13 protein-coding genes and 7 tRNA genes are annotated in these 22,353 nt (G+C 32.3%); 12 read left to right on the top strand and 8 right to left on the bottom strand.

Features of this window, described 5'->3' with window-relative positions:
- Positions 1–44: 44 nt before the first annotated feature.
- Positions 45–3,125 (bottom strand): beta-galactosidase, encoded by a 3,081-nt coding sequence (locus H3S88_RS04245; protein WP_198227062.1) that lies wholly within the window; start codon positions 3,123–3,125, stop codon positions 45–47.
- Between the two features lie 368 nt (positions 3,126–3,493).
- Here H3S88_RS04245 and H3S88_RS04240 point away from each other — a divergent pair, with 368 nt between their 5' ends.
- Positions 3,494–5,278: a carbohydrate porin gene (locus H3S88_RS04240; RefSeq protein WP_198227064.1), complete on the top strand. Its 1,785-nt coding sequence runs from the start codon at positions 3,494–3,496 to the stop codon at positions 5,276–5,278.
- Positions 5,279–5,371: 93 nt separating this feature from the next.
- Here the strand turns inward: H3S88_RS04240 and H3S88_RS04235 are convergent, their stop codons facing one another.
- Both H3S88_RS04235 and H3S88_RS04230 read right to left on the bottom strand, forming a co-directional pair.
- Positions 5,372–6,376, bottom strand: a complete 1,005-nt coding sequence (locus H3S88_RS04235) for a substrate-binding domain-containing protein (RefSeq protein WP_198227066.1) — start codon at positions 6,374–6,376, stop codon at positions 5,372–5,374.
- 343 nt (positions 6,377–6,719) lie between these two features.
- Positions 6,720–8,837: an alpha-galactosidase gene (locus tag H3S88_RS04230; protein ID WP_198227068.1), complete on the bottom strand. Its 2,118-nt coding sequence runs from the start codon at positions 8,835–8,837 to the stop codon at positions 6,720–6,722.
- 185 nt (positions 8,838–9,022) lie between these two features.
- Here H3S88_RS04230 and H3S88_RS04225 point away from each other — a divergent pair, with 185 nt between their 5' ends.
- The 9 genes from H3S88_RS04225 (at position 9,023) to H3S88_RS04185 (ending at position 11,686) form a co-directional block, all read left to right on the top strand.
- Complete coding sequence (locus tag H3S88_RS04225; RefSeq protein WP_086308160.1) at positions 9,023–9,673, top strand: TIGR04211 family SH3 domain-containing protein; 651 nt, start codon at positions 9,023–9,025, stop codon at positions 9,671–9,673.
- The gene (locus H3S88_RS04220) at positions 9,673–10,770 is read left to right on the top strand and encodes a multifunctional CCA tRNA nucleotidyl transferase/2'3'-cyclic phosphodiesterase/2'nucleotidase/phosphatase (protein WP_198227070.1); all 1,098 of its coding nucleotides are present in this window, start codon (positions 9,673–9,675) and stop codon (positions 10,768–10,770) included. The genes H3S88_RS04225 and H3S88_RS04220 overlap by 1 nt, the downstream gene beginning before the upstream one ends.
- A gap of 117 nt (positions 10,771–10,887) precedes the next feature.
- Positions 10,888–10,964, top strand: a tRNA-Met gene (locus tag H3S88_RS04215).
- A gap of 37 nt (positions 10,965–11,001) precedes the next feature.
- Positions 11,002–11,086 (top strand) — tRNA-Leu (locus H3S88_RS04210).
- Positions 11,087–11,111: 25 nt separating this feature from the next.
- Positions 11,112–11,186, top strand: a tRNA-Gln gene (locus H3S88_RS04205).
- 77 nt (positions 11,187–11,263) lie between these two features.
- Positions 11,264–11,346 (top strand) — tRNA-Leu (locus H3S88_RS04200).
- 25 nt (positions 11,347–11,371) lie between these two features.
- Positions 11,372–11,446, top strand: a tRNA-Gln gene (locus H3S88_RS04195).
- Positions 11,447–11,511: 65 nt separating this feature from the next.
- A tRNA-Leu gene (locus tag H3S88_RS04190) sits at positions 11,512–11,596 on the top strand.
- A gap of 15 nt (positions 11,597–11,611) precedes the next feature.
- Positions 11,612–11,686: transfer RNA gene (locus tag H3S88_RS04185), tRNA-Gln, on the top strand.
- Between the two features lie 986 nt (positions 11,687–12,672).
- Here H3S88_RS04185 and H3S88_RS04180 read toward each other — a convergent pair.
- The 5 genes from H3S88_RS04180 to H3S88_RS04160 form a co-directional block, all read right to left on the bottom strand.
- The gene (locus H3S88_RS04180) at positions 12,673–14,079 is read right to left on the bottom strand and encodes a hypothetical protein (protein ID WP_198227072.1); all 1,407 of its coding nucleotides are present in this window, start codon (positions 14,077–14,079) and stop codon (positions 12,673–12,675) included.
- A gap of 3 nt (positions 14,080–14,082) precedes the next feature.
- Positions 14,083–15,453 (bottom strand): DUF6384 family protein, encoded by a 1,371-nt coding sequence (locus tag H3S88_RS04175; RefSeq protein WP_144091556.1) that lies wholly within the window; start codon positions 15,451–15,453, stop codon positions 14,083–14,085.
- The gene (locus H3S88_RS04170) at positions 15,453–16,604 is read right to left on the bottom strand and encodes a hypothetical protein (protein ID WP_039129465.1); all 1,152 of its coding nucleotides are present in this window, start codon (positions 16,602–16,604) and stop codon (positions 15,453–15,455) included. Before H3S88_RS04170 ends, H3S88_RS04175 begins: the two co-directional genes overlap by 1 nt.
- A gap of 584 nt (positions 16,605–17,188) precedes the next feature.
- A complete protein-coding gene (locus tag H3S88_RS04165; RefSeq protein WP_172398387.1) occupies positions 17,189–17,989 on the bottom strand; it encodes a YdgH/BhsA/McbA-like domain containing protein in 801 nt (266 codons plus the stop codon).
- Between the two features lie 346 nt (positions 17,990–18,335).
- Positions 18,336–18,950, bottom strand: coding sequence for a CoA pyrophosphatase (locus tag H3S88_RS04160; protein ID WP_086327434.1), 615 nt, complete (start codon positions 18,948–18,950; stop codon positions 18,336–18,338).
- Between the two features lie 84 nt (positions 18,951–19,034).
- Between H3S88_RS04160 and H3S88_RS04155 the strand changes: the two genes are divergently transcribed.
- Together H3S88_RS04155 and rpoE are read left to right on the top strand one after the other, a co-directional pair.
- Positions 19,035–21,527 carry a class I adenylate cyclase gene (locus H3S88_RS04155; protein WP_143422867.1) on the top strand — a complete coding sequence of 831 codons (2,493 nt, stop codon included), beginning with the start codon at positions 19,035–19,037 and terminating at the stop codon, positions 21,525–21,527.
- A 211-nt stretch (positions 21,528–21,738) separates the two neighbouring features.
- On the top strand, positions 21,739–22,314 hold the full coding sequence (gene rpoE / locus H3S88_RS04150) for an RNA polymerase sigma factor RpoE (RefSeq protein ID WP_086309220.1): 576 nt from the start codon (positions 21,739–21,741) through the stop codon (positions 22,312–22,314).
- Positions 22,315–22,353 lie beyond the last annotated feature (39 nt).

Genomic DNA, 22,353 nt, shown 5'->3' with positions numbered 1-22,353 from the left:
CACGATTAAATCGTGCCTTATTTTAGTCAAATAATTTCTGTTTGTTAGCATTTAAAAATCAATTGATAGTGATAATGTTTATCCGTTAATAAAAATTCTGGATGTACATTTGGTGTCCAAGAATCATCACCACCAATGCCCATATGATAAGCATCTATACTGACGTAGGCGCATGTTTGAGGCACTAATAAATGACGATGTGTTTTTTCCATCAACTGTTTAGTACCATATTGATTAATATTAAATTTAAATTGATGACCTGTAATTATCATATCATTAAGAATTAATTGTTTGACATCACAACGTAAGCCATTTTCACAAGGATAAATATAAGGCGTATAAAGTTCGGCAAATGGTAATGACCAATCACCAAAAATTGCAGAAGTTTTTCGATCAGGATAGTTTTCATGTGGACCTAATCCAAGCCAGTTTATCTGTTTTGGTATCTCTTTCAATTGATACGTCAAACCAATACGGGCCGGTGCAGGCATATCATTCGCAATATCGACTTCTACTGTTATCGTCAAGTTTCCATCCTGATCAAATTGATGTAACCATTTACTTTGAATGACTTTGCGTTTTTTCACACTATAAGCATGAAGTGCTTCAATAATTATATAATCATCTGTTTGTGATGCTTTAATTCCTAAACACTGATGGCTCAAATCGAAATAGCCAGCAGCTTTCCACCGTTCAACCCATGCAAAAGGATTGCAATCAAAACCACTACTGATACCAATATCGTTATCAATTGGTGCTCGAATAAACTGATCAGTCAGTGCGCTGGCTAACAATGGTTTCTTATTTTTAACCCATTGGCTCAGCTGTCCTGATTTTTTGTTAATTTGCCAACTTTGATTTTTCCAATTGACAATAAATTCATTGTCATTTTCAGTTAATTTTAGTAATTTTTTATTTTTACTTAATGCCAATTGCGGAATAAAACTATTAATTAATTTGAATTGTTCCCAAGCCACAATATGCTTTGCTGGAGACCATGTGGTGGCTCTGTTTTGAATGACTTTAAGCGATAAGTGTAAATTTTCTTTATTAATATTATTACCTATGTCGTCAGTAATTTTTAGTTCAATTGTATCGTTAGGCTTAATATTAAGTTTAAGTTTACCATTTTGTTGATTTTTACCATCAAGCAGCAGTTCCCAATATAGTATTTCATTGTCTGTAGTACGGAATAAATACTCACTAGTTACTTCAATAATAAGCGGTTTTTGGCTGACAAGTTTGAATTGAAATGGCTGTTGCACTTTTTTGGCTTCAATTAAACTTGGATGTGGTTTGCGGTCAGGAAAAACTAAACCATCTAAACAAAATTGTCTATCGTGATAGGCTTCACCAAAATCACCGCCATAAGCCCAATAACTTTCATCTGATTGATTATGGCAACGAATACCATGATCTGCCCATTCCCAAATAAAACCACCTTGTAATCTAGGATATTGCCGAAAAGCCTGCCAATATTTATAAAAAGTACCTAAACTGTTACCCATAGCGTGGGCATATTCACATAAAATAAGCGGGCGTTTTTCATCAGGCATAGAAATCCATTTTTTTATAGACCATTTAGGAACATTTGGATGGGGTTGATCTTGATCTACTCGTGCATACATAGGACAAATAATATCAGTTGCAGCTGTATTAGCGCCTCCTCCTTCATATTGGACTGGGCGGGTTGGATCATTACTTTTGATCCAACTATAAAGCGCATCGTGATTTGCACCATGCCCTGATTCATTACCAAGTGACCAAATGATTATAGATGGGTGATTGCGATCGCGTTGAACCATACGAGTTACTCGTTCACTATATGAAGCCAACCAGTTAGGGTCATCAGACAAACGTGACATTGGGAACATCCCATGTGACTCAATATTTGCCTCATCTACTACATAAAGGCCATATTCATCACAAAGCTCATACCAACGTGGATCATTAGGATAATGGCTACAACGCACAGCATTAAAATTGTGTTGTTTGATTAATTTTATATCATGAAGCATAGCTTGTTCGGTAACCGCGTATCCCATATCAGGATAAAATTCATGACGATTCGTTCCCTTAATGATTAGTGGTTTATTATTCAAACAAAGTTGCCCATGTTTGATTTCTACAGTTCGGAAACCAATGTTATAAGCTTCAGATTCAACTAAGCCTGTATTAGTATGATTCAAGCTGATAACAAGCCGATAAAGATTTGGCGTTTCAGCACTCCATAATTGTGGTTTGGTCACTGGAATATGGCAAACTACTCGGTCATTGTAACCACCTTTTTCATCAATATCAGAAGTTCCAATTGATTGCGATTGTTCAAGAACTAGTTTATCTTTTTGCCATAATTCAATGTCTACATTGAGCATCTCAATATCGTCTTGATGCTTAACATCAATTTGCAAGGATAAGGTAGCATTTTGATAGCAAGCATCAAGCATTGTTTTAACTTGAATATCTTGTAAATGTGATTTAGGTTTATTAAGTAGTGAGACACCACGGAAAATGCCACTTAATCGCCACATATCTTGATCTTCAAGATAACTGCCATCGCACCATTTTAAAACTAGCACTGCTATTCGGTTTTCACCTTTCTTTAAAAAAGGAGTTAAGTCAAATTCAGCTGCAATACGGCTATCTTGTGAATAGCCAACCCATTTACCATTGCACCAAAGATGAAATGCGGCACTGACCCCATCAAATATAATTCTAGTATCACCTTTATTTAACCATTTTTTATCAATATTAAAGTACCTCGAATAACAACCCGTTGGGTTATCTTCAGGAACAAAAGGAGGATTATAAGGAAAAGGGTAACGAATATTTGTATAAACCGGCGCATCGTAGCCATGAAATTGCCAATTTGATGGAACAGGAATAGTGGTATTATCGAGTTCTTTATCCAACCACGATTCTGGTACTTGTTTTGGGTTATTAAAATAACTAAAAAACCAATCACCATTGAGCGATAAGATTGCGTCTGAATCACCATTATTTTTTGCTTGTTGTTTATCTCGCCAGCTATTAAATTTAGGATGTGTATTAAGTCGATTAATGCTTAATATAGATAAGTTATTCCAATCCGACCGGTTGATGATTTCACTGAAACAAGGATTCATTATTTTCTCCTTTTATTTAGTTTGAAGTAGCATTTTTTAATTTATTATAAATAATTTATTTTTTTATTTAAGTGATCAATTTAACACTTTATGTAATCGATTACACTTGTATTTTTGTGTTTTTCTTCAAAAATGGGAAATTTAATTATTAATTAAATATTAATGTGATACATGTCACATATATGTATATTTATATTGTTAACGATCAATTTTATTAGTTATATTAAATAAGCTTATTTATTAAGCATTGGATTGCTACCGTAAGATTATGGGCAAAACCTAAAGAATAGTTATCACTATTTTTTAGGTTTTTTTTTGTCTCAAATTTTTGAGATTCTTAAATATATATAAAATAATGAGTAGAAAAAATGAAATATTTAACTAAGGCAGCATTAAACGTCAAACCTAAACGAATTGTTTTAATTACTTTACTTGGCTTGTGTTCTATACAAAACTCTTTTGCTGCTACTCAAGAAGAGTTAGAGGCAAGAATATCGATGTTAGAACAAAAATTATTGGCACTTTCTGAAGAATCTATAGATTTAAAAAAGCAAGTGATCGAGTCTAATAAACAGCTAGCAGAATTAAATAAGAATATTCAACAACAACAGATTGTAATAAATAATCAACAAAAGGCGCTGAAAAATCAGAGTGTTGCTTTAGCTAAAACTTCAACCCAAACACCAGCATCTAAACAAACCCAAAATCACACTCAAACCAATATTAATTCCAAGTCTGTTATTCAACAACAACCGGCAGTAGACAATCAAATTGTCATAGTTAACGATACTAAGCAAAGTGATAATGCAGCCCCAACATCGCAAACCAAATCACTTAAAAACTCTTTTACTCTGTCAGAGTTTAAAGATTACATCAAAGACGAAATCGGTTTTTCATTCAATGGTTATTTTCGTGGTGGCTGGTCTACCTCCCAAAATGGCAAGCCTAAAAATTATGCTGAAGGGGCATTAGGTCGGTTTGGTAATGAGTATGGTGGTTGGTACGATCTTGTCTTTAAACAAAAAGTGTATGATGAAGATGGTCATAGAGTGGATGCCATTGTTATGATTGATGGTAATGTAGCTACCAATAAAGCAGCTGGTTTATTCAATACTCAAGATGACAATATTATGCAGTTTTCTGATATTTACTTATCTACCAAAGGATTTGTGCCAGGATTTCCTGATGCAAATTTATGGGTAGGTAAACATTCACTTCCTTATAATGAAATCCAAATGTTAGACTGGAAAACTCAAAAAACACCTGCAGGTGGTGGTATTGGTATTGAAGATCTTGGAATTGGCGTGGGTAAACTTGATTTAGCTTTGGTACGAGCGGATGTTAATGTCAAACAAGTTAAAAAAATTGAAGTTACAAATAATGGTAATACTGAGATACAAACCGTAACTAAACGGGAAGAAGTCGACTTAAATGAAATCGAGTTTCGCTATCGAGATATTCCTTTATGGCAAGATGCCACTCTTGCAATTAATGGTCGTTATTCTGCCCCCAATAAATCCAAAATTCAGGACAGTGTTAGTGTAAAAAATGCTTGGTTAGGAAGTTTTGTTTTAAGACAAAATAATTTTTTTGGTGGATTTAATCAATGGACTTTACAAACTGCGACCAATTCTGTTGCGTCACAATTAGCTAATATTAATACTAATAACCCTGAATTTGCAGCCAATTCTGATAATGATTACATCGGTACACATACAGGAGGAAAAGCTTACCGATTGGTATCTGAAGGTGAGGCTTATTTAGCCGATAAAGTGATTATCGCCCATGCACTCGCGCTTACAACAGGAACAGATGTTTATTCCTATGACCTCAATTTGGCTCATACTGATTTTTCGAGTTTCAAATCAGCCATAAGACCTGCTTATATATGGGACAACTACAATCAAAGTGGCATCGAATTAGGTTACTTTAGACAAAAAAATAAAGTTAAAGGCAAAAGCTATGATGAAGAAGGTTTTAAAACAACTATTTTCCACTCATTTAAAGTTGGTGAAAGCATTTTGACATCAAGACCTGATATACGTTTCTATGTCTCATATATAGAATCTTTGCAAAATGAGATCAGTAAATTTGACTTTAATGGTAAGGATAATCAAATTAGCTTTGGCGTGCAAACTGAAGTTTGGTTTTAAATAATTTTATCTGAAAAAATAGCTAAATGTCGGAAACACATAATTTTTAGGGTTTTCGACATTTTTTTAATTTAGTTTTTAAACCAATACCGATCATTTAATTTGGGTAACAGAATATCGCTTAGTTAAAGTTGGAGTAAAAACATTAATTAAATTGGCAGGTAAAACTTCTTCTTTTGCTAATCGCAATGCGAGTTCCGCCGCTTGCTCTGCCATAGTTTGCAATGGATAGCGGATGGTTGTCAGTTTAGGATGTAAATACCGAGCAAGTAATAAATCATCAAAACCAATAATCGAAATATCTGACGGAATTTTTATATCATTATCATATAATACAGAAATAGCGCCCGCAGCCATAGAGTCATTGTAGCAAGCAATAGCAGTAATTTGTTGATTACGCTCTAAAAGAGACATCATAGCTTGTTCACCACCTATTTCATTTGGTGAAGAAATAGCAATCAAATTATCGTTTATGTCAATATTATGTTCTAATAGCGCATCTTTATAGCCTTGTAAGCGGTCGGATGAATCTGATATATCATGGTTTGAACACAAATAACCAATGTTGGTATGGCCATGTTGTATTAAATGTTTAACAGCTAAGTAAGAACCATAACGGTCATCGAGTGCAATGCAGCGTTTCTCAAAACCTTTCACTATACGATTAATTAATACCATTCCAGGTACTTGCTCCATCAATCTTATTAAAGTACTGTCGGAAAGCATTTTTGCATGGACAACCAACGAAGAGCAACGATGCTCAATTAATTGAGTTATAGCATTATATTCTTTATTTTCATCGTGATAACCATTACCAATCAATAAAAAATGTCCGGTTCGGTAAGCTACTTTTTCAACTGCACTGACCATTGCACCAAAAAAAGGATCTGAAACGTCTGCGACAACAATACCAATGGTTTTTGAATTTTGCTGAGATAACGCACGAGCGTTTGCATCTGGATAATAATTTAATTTTTCCATAGCAGTTTTTACAATCTCACGCTTATTATTGCTAACATTGTTTGCATTATTGATAACACGAGATACTGTTGCAACCGAAACATTGGCTAATTGTGCAACATCTTTTATTGTCGCCATAAAACTCCTTTTTAATTTGATATTATTACTAATAATTTATATCTATATTACTTAAAGTTTATCCATTTAAAATATTGTAGTTTACCAACGATTAAAGCAAAAATGGTTCGCAAAGAGGGAAGGGAACCTATACTTGAAATATTTTTGTTTATATCTTTTAGCTAATTCAGTCGGTTAGACCCTGAATATATGAGATAACACCTTATAATAATGGAAAAATTTTTATTTGCCAATCATTGTATTATTAGCTGAATCGTTTCAAATTCAATATGTTATAAAGGAGAATGAATGCTTTCATTCCCCTTATTGTTAAAAAATTTTATGATTTTTGTGTTTTTTTGATTTATTTGGATGTGATCTTGATAAGCATAGCTGTTGCAGGATCAAGCACCGGTAATGGTAATCCTATATTCATTAACCAATCGCCAGAAAGTGTTGTTTGAGTTTTCATCCATAGTGGTAATATTTTCATTGCATGACCACTGATTTTAGGATCAATATTGTCCGGCATATCAAGAATTTCTATTTGATATTGCTTATCCGTTAACAATCCTGTTAAACGTAAATTACCGCTCAATGCATAAGTTGGTAATGCTAATTGGGCAATAATAAACGCAGCTTCTTTTTGATCTTTGCTTACAACCCCATAACTTTGCATCGCGCGAGGATCATCGACATCTAAACGAACACTATTACCACTATGTAATAGTGAACGCAATTGTTTGTGTAAATTAATATAATGAGAAAAGGCTTTTTGTTCTTTTTCAGATTCTTTAACAGGATCAAGTTCAACACCCATATGACCAAACAGTGCAGTCAAACCACGTAAATTCATATGTAATTCGCGGAATGTAGTATGACATAAGGCACCCCCAATGTGAGCACCCATTACCTCCGGAGGGAAGAAGTAACTCATACCACGCTGAATGATCTGTCGATCTAATGCATCGTTAGAGTCTGAAGTCCAGAAACGTTGAGTACGTTTTAATATTTCATAATCAATACGTCCTCCACCGGAAGAGCAAGATTCAATTTCAACATGAGGGAATTTTTCTTGTAAAATATCAATTAGACGATATAACGCTTCAGTTTGTCCAACAATGGCTGGATTACCATTGTGGCCTGCTTGCACAATTTCACGATTCATATCCCATTTTATATAGTCAATGTCATAGCTTCCAAGCAACCATGTTAATCTTTCAAGTAAATACTCAAAAACCGCTGGATTTTGTAAATCAAGTAAATATTGATGACGACCTTCAGGTTGATTATAACCATGCAGTTCTAGTAACCAATCTGGGTGAGCGCGATAAAGATCGGAATTTTTATTAATCATCTCTGGCTCGACCCAAATACCAAATTCCATGCCCAAATCTTTAATATGTTTAATCACGGGTTCTAAGCCGTTTGGATATTTTCGTTTATCCAAATACCAATCTCCCAACCCTTGATAATCATCGTCACGTTTACCAAACCAGCCATCATCAATAATAAATCGTTCAACCCCCATATGTGCAGCCTTAGTTGCCATTTGTATAATATAGTCCGGATTATGATCAAAAAAGATACCTTCCCAAGTATTAAGATGGACTGGGCGTGGTTTATTTTGACTAAATTTAATAATGTTGCCACGTAAAAAATCATGGAAGTGCTGACTCATCTCATTCAAGCCTTGATCACTATAAGTTGCATACAACCAAGGAGTTGAAATTGACTCGTCTTTAGCTAATGTAATTTCACCTGCCATATATAAGGCTTCGGCCTGAATAAAACGTTTTCCATTACTTTTTACCGCTACCTGAATTCGATGATTTCCACTCCAACCTAAATGAACACCCCATACTTCACCGGATTGTTCTTTAAAACCATCGGTACCAACTACCATCCCCGGAAAATACTCATGTGAAGTACGTCCACGACGGTTTTCTTGCAAATAACCACAATGTTCGATTTTAGTACGATGAGGAAAGAACTCCTTAATCCAACGTCCACTAAAGGCCATTAATTCTTGTGCTCTTTCTGGAATGGGAAGAGTGATTGATAAGCGATTGACCTGATAAGGTTCATTGCCTAAATTAATTAAACTATTTTGGCATTGTAATACACCACTGTTATCTAAAATAAAATGGCTGGTGAAACGTAGGTTAGCAATATTATCTTCACTAATAATGGTGATTTCATTTTCTGTTTGAATAACTTCTTTGGTGAAAAAAACAGGAGACCAATCTTTACCATTGCGATGACCTTCAAGTCCCGGTGTACTAAAATTACCCAAACCTTCTTCTGGGCATAAAGTAAACGGTACGTCAACATCAATACGAGCGTTTGGAACAGCGGGGGTTAACATTTCCAGATTTTCGAGTTGAATGTTTTGTAAGCGTTTACCAAAATAGCTAAGTTCAGCATAAGGTGTTGTACGAAATAGGACATCTATGTTGTTATTGTTAAGACGATAGTTCATAATGACTCCAAGATTGTGGTTCTTTATCTATCTAAAATAATTACATTTCTATTAAAATAAAATGATTATTTTTTTAATTTGTGATTAAGATCTCACAAAAAATGTAATCGATTTCATTTTTTGTGTTGCTAGTTATTTTGTAGAAACATATATTGTGAAATGAATGTGCGAAAAGTTATTTTTTTATGTTATTATGGTTAAAAAATGGATGGATTGAGTTAAATATGATGAAAAAACATAATATTATTATAATTTCTTTTCTTGGTTTTGTGTTTAATGCTAATGCTGCAGATAAATATGTGACAGATGATATAGATATCTACTTACGTCGTGGTCCTAGTGCTAATTATGGTTTCTCTGGCGCGGTTAAAACTGGTCAAAAAGTGACTTCTCTTGAAAAAAGTGACGATGGTAAATACACAAGAATCCAAATTAGTAATGGTAAGATAGGGTGGATTGAGACCAATAAACTTAATGATGAGCCAAGTTATCGAGAACGCCTTCCCGAGTTAGAAGCAAAATTAGCCGAATATCAAGATAAAGTGAATAATGTTGATGAAAATCAACGAAAAATCGTAAATGAATATGAGCAAAAATTGCAATCTGCAGAAGAATTAATTGAAACTCTTCAAAATAAAAATGCCGATCTTGATAAACAAGTCAAACAGCAGAGAACTCAAATAGATTCGATGTTAAATCAAGTTGATGATAAACGACTCGATCTTATTCTTACATGGTTTACTTATGGCGGTCTTGTTGCTGGTGGAGGTCTAGTATTAGGTCTAATTTTACCAATGATAATGCCTCGTCGTAAAAAAGATCGTTGGATGCGTTAATGTCTCAAATCTATCTAGTTGGAGGGGGTGTTCGGGATAGATTGTTAGGATTACTGAGCGCGGACCGTGATTGGGTTGTTGTTGGAGCAACGCCTGAGGAATTATTATCTTTAGGCTATCAACAGGTCGGTAAAGATTTCCCTGTATTTTTACATCCAGTTACAAAAGAAGAATATGCGTTAGCGAGGACAGAACGCAAAGCAGGTAATGGCTATACTGGATTTATTTGTGATTTCAGTAAAGACATTACTTTAGAACAAGATCTTATCCGACGAGATCTTACCATCAATGCTATTGCTATGGATGAAGAAAATAATATTATTGATCCTTACCATGGCGTTGAAGATATCAAACGTAAGCTGTTACGCCATGTCTCGCCAGCTTTCCGTGAAGACCCTTTACGAGTTTTGCGAGTCGCGCGTTTTGCTGCACGTTATCATCAATTAGGTTTTGTTGTTGCAACAGAAACAATGAATCTTATGAAAGATATGGTTTTAGCTGGAGAAATTAGTTATCTAACCCCAGAACGTGTTTGGAAAGAGACTGAAAAAGCCTTATTTACTTTAGATCCTCAAATCTATTTTCAAGTTTTGGAACAATGTGGGGCACTTGCTATATTGTTTCCATCATTAGTCTTATCCGATACGGTTATTGATGCTTTAAAACACTCTGTTTCATTAACTAACGATTTAACCATCCGTTTTAGTGTTCTTTGTTCGCAATTATCTACTAGGCATGCAGTTGAAGATTTATGTAGCAAAGTCAAATCACCCAATAATTATACTAAGCTTGCCATAATGGTTAAGCAATACTATAAAGATGTCCTGTCTGTGCAAACACTCACAGCTGAACAAATTATCTGTTTACTAAATAAAATTGATGTATGGCGTAATCCACAACATCTTTCTCAATTGATTATGGCAAGCGAGGCTTTAGCTAAAACTGCATCCTTTCCTCAAGCACAATATTTAGAAAATGCTTATAAACTAGCTAATAGTGTTAATGTGCAAAAAATTATTTCCGATGGGTTTACTGGAAAAGAAATTCAAATTGAACTACAAAAAAGGCGAATTGAATTGTTATTAAACCGGATTTGATTGCATCTTAATCGATCGTAACTTTTTTTCAAAATATCTAAAAAAAAGTGTTGACGATTTGCCGGAACTTAAGCATAATGCGCCTCGCAGTGTTGGTTATGACGTTGCGAATGAGATGGCTACGTAGCTCAGCTGGTTAGAGCACATCACTCATAATGATGGGGTCACAGGTTCGAATCCCGTCGTAGCCACCATTAAGATTAGGTAGTACTTTTACCGGAAGTATTCAGTGCGGGTGTGGCGAAATTGGTAGACGCACCAGATTTAGGTTCTGGCGCCGCAAGGTGTGTGAGTTCAAGTCTCTCCACCCGCACCATTTAATCTTAATATTAATCCTTTATTGGGGTATAGCCAAGCGGTAAGGCAGCGGGTTTTGATCCCGCCATGCCCAGGTTCGAATCCTGGTACCCCAGCCATTCCATTCTGCGTAATTTTTTAAGATGCTTTAGTCCGTTTAATTTTTTAGGTTTATACCTCTTTATTGATTATTTATACGGGTGTGGCGAAATTGGTAGATGCCCAGATTTAAGTTCTGGCGCCGCAAGGTTGTGAGTTCAAGCCTCTTCATCCGTACCATTTAATCTTAATAATTATCTTTTATTGGGGTATAGCCAAGCGGTAAGGCAGCGGGTTTTGATCCCGCCATGCCCAGGTTCGAATCCTGGTACCCCAGCCATTTTATCCTGTATAATATATTAAAATTTTTAAATCTGATATATACTATTTTATCAATAGTTCAATACGGGTATGGCGGAATTGGTAGACGCGCTAGATTCAGATTCTAGTTCCGAAAGGTGTGCGAGTTCAAATCTCACTACCCGTACCATATATTTTTTTATAATGGGGTATAGCCAAGCGGTAAGGCAGCGGATTCTGATTCCGCCATTCCAAGGTTCGAATCCTTGTACCCCAGCCATAAATATGCATTCCTTTCTTATATTTGGTCAACTCTTTCACAATATTATTTGAGTCCATAAATAGCATTAATTCATATTTTTTTGTAACTATTTAGTTGCTCTAACAGATACATTGATTTGATATTGATTATCCTTGTTCTTCTCCTTTTAAATGCAATTTATATTTATGAACATTTATTACTAATGTATGGTTAATAATATAAATTATGATTACCTAATTCCATTTAGTCAAAAAGCTTGTATTAACTTAATCGTTACAGTGTTGGGTTAAGATAACTAAACTAAAAATAGTTGTATAAAGTCTATGTTTATCTACTTTGAAATTAAAAACACCTTGAACATTGTTAGTTTAATTCCAATAGTCGATAAAACATAATTTTCTTGGTAATGTTGAATTTTTTGACCATAAAGTGATGTCTTTCATTTATGGTGAAATAAAATATCAATAGGCTGTAGAATGCCATCAGATACTCAATAATGAAAAAATTAAAGATCGAAAAATGGTAATCTCAAAATAAATTTAGGCTCAATTAGTGTGAAATCTAAGCGTTAGAAAAGAATAATTAAAAGTCTTTGTTCCTACACAAGTAAAAAATTAGCTCAAATTCCTATAGAATTTATGATTGATTAGATAAAATCTATTTGTCGTTATTATAGAACTTTTATATCGCAATTTTTCTATAATTATTTAACAGAAGTACTATATTAATTATCAAGTCAGAATAAATTAGTAACCTAGTGGAAAAATGTTAGATGCGTATAAAACCAAAATATAGTATAAGTAATCAAATAATATGACCCAAATCGAATATAGATAAGTATTAAGTAATCAGTATTATTTTCATATTGATTTATGTATTTCTAATAAGTAATTTATATGCAAATAGTATATAAATTGCCGACAAAACAGAGATTTGTAAAATTAATCATTATCCACGATAGAACGTGAATAATGAATATATTATAAAAAAGCTCATACCTAGATTTAAAAACTGTCTGTCGTTTTATATCCTCCACCACCTGACGATGAACTTGATGAGTAACTACCGCGACTTGATGATGAACTACTACTGGATGAAGAACTACTACGGTATGAAGACCCCCAAGAAGATGATTTTGATGAATAGCTCAATAATGATCCGATACTGCTTTGATGTACCGAAGTTCTTCTTTCGATTTTTATTCGTACTCTATAGCTAAGTAGTGTCTCAACAATGGTAATTGGAAAAACATCATTGTTTAATAATTTATTTAATAGTTCATTCAGATTATACGAAGATATCCTATATTCATATAAAAAACTGGAAATATTGTATTCCTTAAAAAGATCAAGTGTTTCATTAAAACGCTCATAGGTTTTCATTAAATCTGAAGTTGTATTACGAAGATGAACAATATGATTCTCAGATTGCTTTATCTGTTTCTCTATTTCATAGAGCTTTTTAAGTAATATATCATCTCCTTTAGTTTTTGTTTGTAAGGTTAGCTGCTGAAGTCTATCAAAAGACTTATGTTTTAAAAACTCAGCAAGTTGCAAAGAGAGTCTTTTAAACTCGAGGCTTTTTCCTGTTTGTGTTTCATTTAAAACATTATAATTTTCTTGTTTTTCTTGCTCTAGATTCGCTAAATCTTGCTCAATTTCTGCTAATTCAACTCTTATCGCTGGTATTTTCAAAACAGTTTCAACACTATGTTCTTTCTGTTCTTTTTGTTTTAATGCTAATTCATAAGATCTTGTTTGATTTTCGTAACGTAATTTTGATTCATTTAGTAATGAATTGATTAATTTATAATTTTTGTAATTTGGAGAAAAATTAACAAATCTTGCTAACCATGCATCTAGGTTTTTTAAGATCCAAAAAGCTTTGTAATTATTTTCACCATAGTTCCGCTTAATTAAATAATTAAAATACCGATTTTCGTTATATTGAACAAGTTTTTCTGAAAACTCGCTTTGAGACGCTTCAAAGTTTTCAGTTTCTTTATCAAAGCGTTCTTTTTCGATAGTAAAGCGATCAAATAGCGATAGATAATCGGGATCTTTCTCAAGTTGTAGCGTTTTTTCGGTTGTAAGTTCATCTAATCTTATCAAAATTTCTGTTAATTTTATCTGCTGCTTATCAATTTTTTTGTCTAAACTGTAAGATTTGCTTTTTAATTGCTTTAAAACATTTTGTAACTGGTCAATAATTTTTTGTATTTTAATATCGTTATTTTCAGGTGATTCTAATAAATAGATAGTCGCAATTTTATTATAAATATTTGCTTGTTGAGTCTTTAAATCAAGTAATTTTTCATGTGTATCATGTAATTCTTGATTGGCTGAGTCCAAAGAAGCCTTAGTTGTCCGAGCTTTTTGATTAATGGTGCTTTCAATTGTTCTTGTCTGCATGGTTTACCACTCTAAAATCCTGCCTGATTTAACTGAATTTGGACAGTTAAACGTTAAACGTCCTTTTGGTTTAGCACAAAGTTTATTATTATCAATATGCCCATCATTTATTTTATCCTCTTTAACGGCATTAAATGCTTTTAAGGTAACTTGTTGACCAAACATCTCTACTAATTTGGTTTCACCGGTTTCGATGCTTTTTACCCATATTGATGTTGGCTTACCAGTTGATGTTAATGCTTGGACAATTAAATACCAAGATTTACCATTAGTATTCTCATGTGTGCGTTCAACCCCAGATTTATGATCTGGATGGTCAACGATGGTCAACATTAAATTAGTTTGTGCTAGTTTAATGTAGTAAGCCATCATTGTTTGATAATTTTCAACATTTTCAAAATTTAAATCTTTTAAATCAGCAAGTAATGAAGTTTGAAGCGCAATAATGGGATCCATATCTGATTTAGGTACGCTTAATTCTAGTAACTGTTTCGTATCAGACTCAATTTTCTTTTCAAGAAATTCTGCACGTTCAATTGAAGAATAAAGTGTTTCAATCCGATTAGTATCGATATTTGTTTGACCTTGATTAAGGCTATCAATAATAGAATCGACAATATTTTGTAAAATAGGGTATTTTTTACTAGCATCAGTAAATTCTTGATTTTGGATTAATTTAGTTAATTTCTTATCCGTTTCAATTAATTCTTGCAATTGTGTTATTTGCGAAGTGACTTCGGATAATTTAGTTTTGATTGAGTAGTCAGTCTCTTTTAAATATTTAAGTATATCTTTATCTTTTTGCGCTATTGAAGATAGATCTGCCCCAGGTTTTACTATAGAAGAAATATTATCTTGGTTAAGCAGATCAATAATTGAGTTTTTTAATTTTTTTATTGGAACTTGGGCAAAATTGACAGAATGCTTATCAATTTCAAGAAATTTTCTATTTAAATCATTTAAACTACTTTTTGCGGATAAAATATGGTTATAAGTACTATCAATATTACTTTTTATTTTTTTTGTAATCGTTACTTCTGCAAAGTTAATTAACGTTAAAACGAATAAAATAATATATATAATAGAAAATACAATGTTTCTTTTAATATAACATAAAGCAAGAAAATGCATAAACCAATTACGTTTAGGTACATTAAACCGCAAACGTTTATCAAACCAAAGATTAATTCCTTTTTCTATAAGACTATCATCAATAAATTGTCCTTTGGTTTGATAGTAATTTTTTATGTTTTCTTTCAATTTATCCCGCAAAACATTGCGATCAAGATGCTCAAGTAATAATTGCTGTTTTTGATAAAGCTCATCAATTATTGCCATCGCTCCTAATTGTTCACTAAGCTTAATTTCCGACATTAACTATTAACCTTTAGAATAATATTGTTAAAGCGTTGTTTTCCATCTTCAACAATACGATCTATTTCTTTTGCATTTTCAATTGATTCATTTCGTAATTCGCTAATTAGCTGTTGGCTTGATTCTTGATAATTAACGATCGCTTCAACTAAAGAACGTAACGAATCGGCTTTAATAGTAGAACCATACCCAGCTCGTAAAGCTTCATCTAATTGTTTATTACCAGCAGATGCTATACTTTCAATACCTTTATTCATACCATCTTTCAAGGCTTCTAAGGTTTTAGTACTTTCACTTAAACCAGTTAAAGAGGTTATTGAAGCACTTAAAGCAGTAAACACAATTTCATTCGTTGAAAAAAAGTTAACACTTTGTTGATATACTCGTTCTTTTACTGAAGTTGTTTGTTGTAAACGGGCAAATACTGCTTCGGCTGAATTATAAGATACGGTTAAATTATTGGCTAAATCCAAAATAATTTGATAACGACTATCTTCTTGTTGAACATTACGTAATGCTTCATCTCTAATGAGTTCTAAACGTGCTCGAGCAACATGATCATCAGAATTGAAATTATCTACATCGGCAATGGCTAATGATAATTTATTTTTACAATCTTCAAGGCGGGCTGTTGCCATATTGACTAATTCTTCGGCGGTAATTTGTGCTTGTTTTAATCCAAATCTAAAATCCTGATAAGCATTTAAAATAATACGTTCACGTTCGACCTGATTACCTGTTTCTTTTGATACTTCTAAGTAAGTAGATTTGATAAGATTGAAACGATCTGGAATTGATCCGCGTTTAAGTTTCATCCAACCAATTTTGATTCTTTCCAAAAAGTCTAATCGACCATCATCAAGCCAACCTATCATTTTTTCCATATCAGTACGAATACTATCAAAATGATTAACTATTTTGGTATAGCGCTGTGATACTTCAACACCATCAATTTGATCTCGTACTACTTCATTAAATGCGCCTTGTTGTTGCAAAGTACGTGCTATCGACATAACTCGGTTTTTATCAATCTCAGTAACATTATCCAGTAATTTTAAAATTGGGGCATCGGTTTGAGGTTTAAGTATAATGCCGATTTTATTTAATACCTGTACTGCTCTATCGACATAAGGAACAACTTGATTAGACATTTTTTAATCCTTTAAAATATTTGTAATAAATTTATTAGGTAACGCAAAAAATTATATATCATCAACTTAATTTTAACAATTTACCATTGATTTAAAATAGAAATTATAAAAACTCTTTTTAATATAATTATTAAAATTTAATTAAACATATTCAAAAGAACGATTTATTTTCTTTAATGTTGTTATATCTTTTGTTAAAGAAGTTGAGGTATAAACATTATGATGATGAAAACTAATTAATGCATTTCCAAATGTTATAACTCCTGATAATCGTAAATCAGATAGTATTTACTTAAACAAATTTTAGTGGATCATTGTATTTGACATATTAAGCAGAAGATTTGAATGGTATGCATTTAATAATTATGGTTCGGGCAAAACCAAAGAGGTATAATATGGAAGCTTTTAGCATCAAAAAACTATATAATAATTAAAATAGTAGTCAACAAATAGACCACAAAATATCTAGCAAAAAATATCATTTTAAATTCAATTGATATACTTTTAATGAGGAGTGAATAAGATAACTTTCCACGTGGGTAAATGGCTATTTCACGTAGAAAGTTATATAAAAAATTAACTTATTATCTATATAAATTTACATAAACGGTTTGTATTGTACTGGCTGGATTTGTTGTTATTTCTTTCACATAATAAAAGTGTGCATCATTAGCAATTGCATATTTTTGAGCCTCAGCGCTGATTTCGGCTGTATTGTTGAATGAACCATGAAAACTAATCGTTTCATAAGGTGTCATTGTTTTAAACGCATCACTCGTGATTTCGTAAGCATCCTCACCTTCTATTGCTTTAGAAACAATGAAATCTCTTACTACTGCATCTTTTTTATATAATGCAACATCGACTTCTTGTGCCTGATTTTTGATATCAGAAGGCGCAATAGAGAAAACATAAAAAGCATATGCATTCTTTTCTGCGGCTAATTTACTCGCATCATTCGTTATTTCGGCAGTATTATTGTAATTACCTTTAAATTTGATAACTTCAAATGGAAGATAATAAAGCGCTTTAGCTCGTGGATAAAGAACAACACCATTTTGTGTCACTTCTTTTTTTTCCACTGCAACAGGTTGGTTAGATTGATAAATATCAGCGTAAACAACAGCGCTATCGGCTGAGTTATTAGTCATTGCATTCTCAATTGCTTTAATATGATAATACTTAGCGCCAGCTTCATCAGCTGCTCGAGAAATATCATCTGCTGCATTTTCAGCTTGTAAATATCTACCCGTTACAGAAATTTCTTTAAGTGGAATTAAGTTTTTTGCTTCTTGAGAGGTTAAAGCATCTGCTGCATAAACACTAGCAACAGGTAATGATAATAAAAGAGCAAGAGTAATAGATAATTTGTTTAAACGTTTCATGATCATTTCCTTCATTTTTAAATTATTAAAACTAAAGTTAATATTTAACGCTTTTTTTAATTTGCAAATATAAAACATAATTTAAAGATATTTATACACCATCAAACTTTAAGATTTTTATGTCTATATCTACCTATTATTAATTACGTTTGGCCATAAATTTTTATCTAAGAAATAAAAGAACTGTTTGTTTTAAACTATTTGGATTTAATGATACTCACTAAAGAAATATATAGTAATAAATGAAACTTATAGAAACATTGCGTTAAAAATAAACGCTTACTGAAGAACGTTGATTTAAGTAAAAATACTTTTTAAATTCGTTAGCTAATTTTTTAATATTATATTACTTATATTGAATAATATTAATGAATTGTTTTATTATTTGAGCGGTTAGACCCCAGATAATATAATTATTATAGTGATAAAAGTAAACTAAATGTTCAGATCTTTTTTGCCAATCTTTTGAACGATTGGGTAATAAGTTATAAGGAAAATCATTATCTGGTTTATGCCCAACTTGCATTGTAGCATGTAAAGGCTGATTGTTTTTAAACCATTCAAGCGGAACAGTAAAAATACTTTCAACTTCGTCAAAGTTTAGCTTTAAATCATCGATAGAATCAATTTTACCTACAAATGGATAAATTATCATCCCTAATGTGGCAATAAATTTTGGCAACTGACCTAAAATAGTAATTTCATTAATTGAAAGTCCTAGTTCTTCACATGTTTCTCTTTTCGCGGTTTGTTCTGGATTTATATCTTCAATTTCAACTTTACCACCAGGAAAACAGATATCACCAGGTTGCCATTTGAGTTTATGGGATCTAATTTGGAATAACAAGTGTAATTGATTATCTACTTTTACAATTGGAATTAACACTGCGGCTTTATTATTGATTTGTTTAGCATGCTTAGTTGTTCTCAAAATATCCGTTATTTTTTCTAATGTGATCATAATATTTATTTTGTTTTTAATTTAACGTTCTATTTACGTTATAATAAGAAAATGTTAGATTGAAATTGTTTGTTAGTAGTACACGTGTTTTACTTGAATAATGCCATGCAATATTATATTAACAACATAAAAAAACAACTTAAAGATCTTGCTTTATTGAAACATGAACGTGCTCTGAATGCTATGTCAGAAGAATTTCAACGTGTTTTTTCGTTTCTGCCGGCTCTTTTTCACTTTCATGATCCTAAACTTCCAGGCTATCTAAATGAAGATACGCCTATGGGTATTGCTTGTTATGAAATTTCTGAAACTGTTTCTACTCAATTACAAAATGATTTTAATTTCATTGCTCCATTAACAACTGTCAAATCTGACATTTCCGCCCTGTATTCAATGGGAAGTACATGTTCAATTGGACAATCAGTTGCATCAGATTTGGATATTTGGATTTGTATTGAAAATAATTTATCAGCAGATCGAAAGTCATCTTTACAAAAAAAATGTCGTTTAATTGAGCAATGGGCAAAAGAATTAGGGATTAAATTAACCTTATTTGTTGTAGATGTAGATCGCTTTATCAATAAACATCATGAATGTTTAATCGGTGAAAATTGTGGTTCGGCACAACATATATTATTGTTAGAGGAGTTTTATCGTTCGGCTAACTTATTGGCAGGTAAATTATTATTGTGGTTTGCAGTGCCTAGCGATTTAACTATCAATAACACCAAATATCCGACTTATGAAAAGTGTGTTCAAGCATTAATTGAACAGAATATTATCATACGTGATGAATGGATCGATTTTGGTTCATTAACTGGATTATCTGCAGAAGAATATTTTGGTGCTAGCTTATGGCAACTTTATAAAAGTATTGATTCGCCATTTAAAGCCGTATTGAAAACTTTATTACTCGAAGCTTATTCATGGATTTACCCTGAAAATAAACCAATCGCTTATGAGATGCGAAGTTACATTCAAAAGGCAGAAATTTATCAAGGTTGCTATTTAGATTCGTACTATATGCTTTTGCAAAGGTTAACTCATTACTTAGTTGAAATTGAAGATTTTGCACGATTAGAACTGATTAGAACGTGTTTTTATCTAAAAGTTAATGAACAATTATCTGTTCCAACTAGCTTGCCATCGTGGCGTCGAAAAGTTCTTGATGATTTAGTGAAACAATGGGGATGGAGTAAAGAGTTCATTGCTAAATTAGATGCCAGTAATACTTGGAAGATAGAACAAGTTCGTGAAATACACGAAATATTATTACAGACTATGATGACAGGTTATCGCAATTTACTAAATTTTGGTCGTCGTAATAATTTAGATTCACTAATTAGCCCACAAGACTTAGCGATATTAACACGTAAACTTTATGCTTCTTTTGAAGTATTGCCTGGTAAAATCACCACATTAAAACTCAATATTTCTAATAATTTACAAGAAGATACACTTACTTTTATTTATGTTAAAGAAGATAGAATAAATCGCTCGGGTTGGTATGTGTATAAACAAAAGCCAGTTTTAAATGACATTATTGGTCACCAATATATAGAATATAGTAAATATTTGGTTAAATTAGTTAGTTGGTGTTATTTTAATAATATGATTTATGACTCAACAGAGTTTTATTATCATAATGGTGAAGATCGGGATAAGACTAAAATAACCAAATTCATTCAAGATCTAAAAGCATATTTTCCTATTAATGTTCCAACCGCAACGGAAGAACAACTTTATGGACCCTGTGAGATACGTCACTTAGCCATCATTTTAAATCTCGAAAACGATCCTACATCTAATTTAAACTTAGAAGATGAATTTAATTCGAATGTATTAAATTATGGTGAAAATGAATTAAGCTTAGTTGGATCAATAGACTTACTATACCGTAATTCTTGGAATGAAATTCGTGTTTTACATTTTAATGGTAAATTATGTGTTCTTGAAGCTATTAAAGCGTTACTTAACCGAATGCATAAAGATGCTGATTTACCAAATTCAATGGAAATATTTTGTTACAGTCAATGTTTAAATAGCCAAATTAGACAACAAATAAAAAAGTTGATGGATGATTGCATTGAACTGCGATTAAGTTCTACGATAAATAATTTAACGCAAGTTAAACCTTTAAGAATTGATGGCGCATCTTGGTATCTATTTTTTGAACGACTTGGTGTCTCACTTCATCAATTTGAAAATACCATTGATTTTTACGGTGCAGTGTCTAATAATAAGGCTCAAGGAAGACCATTAAATATATTAGATGAAACAAATGAACTGCCTAAAGAAATAGACAGTGTAGCCTACCAAGGTGTAATTCAGTTCTTTTTCGAAGATACTGACATTGGGTTTGATCTCTATATTTTAAATGAACATAATCAAATAGAAATATATCGAAATTGTAACGGCAATAGAGAAAATATGGTCAAAGCAATTAATGATTTTTATGTTTTATCTGATGATAGATTTACTTTTACTACGAGTAGTTCTGTCAATTTCAATCTACCGCAATTTTATCAAATTACTTATAATAATGCTGGTGAACGAGAGATCTACTTATTGAATTAAAACTGATCTGTAAAGTTAAGTCATTTTATAAAAAGTTCAATAAAATTAATATTCTTTGTTGTAAAAAATGTTTTAAAGGTATTTTGATATGAAAAAAACTTATATTTCTATTAAAATAAATGGGAACTTTTTACGAATTTAACAATCTAACTGTTAGTAAGCACATTTTTGGGCCACAAGCAGTTATTAACATAGTGAGGGTTGGCCTTTAATGGGGGAGCAAATAACAGACCAAGTATTAGTTGATCGCGTATTAAATGGGGATAAAAATGCGTTCAATTTGCTTGTTGTTCGTTATCAAAATAAACTCGCTCATTTGGTTTCTCGCTACGTTTCAGCTTCTGAAGTTCCAGATGTTGTGCAAGAGACTTTTATTAAGGCTTACCGATCTTTAAGCCTATTTAAAGGTGAAAGTATATTTTATACATGGTTGTACAGAATAGCGGTTAATACAGCAAAAAATTATCTAATTTCTCAGGGACGTCGGCCTCCATCATCAGACATTGATGCAAGTGAAGCTGAAAGTTATGACGGTGCAGAATCTTTAAGAGATATTGATAATCCAGAAAGTTTAGCACTTTCAAAAGAAGTTGGAAAAGTGGTATTTGAAGCAATTGAAGCATTACCCGATGATTTAAAAACTGCCATTACATTGCGCGAAATTGATGGTTTAAGTTATGAAGAAATTGCCGAAATTATGAGTACACCTGTTGGTACAGTAAGATCACGTATTTTTAGAGCTCGTGATATTATTGATGAAAAGATTAAACCATTAATAACTGATTAAATCATTTAATTTAAAGTAGCTATAAAATTAAGGTATCTA

Source organism: Gilliamella sp. B14448G11 (assembly GCF_016101765.1).
Classification (GTDB): domain Bacteria; phylum Pseudomonadota; class Gammaproteobacteria; order Enterobacterales; family Orbaceae; genus Gilliamella; species Gilliamella apicola_N.
The sequence above is the reverse complement of the archived record's forward strand: the minus strand, read 5'-3'. Positions and strand labels throughout refer to the sequence as shown.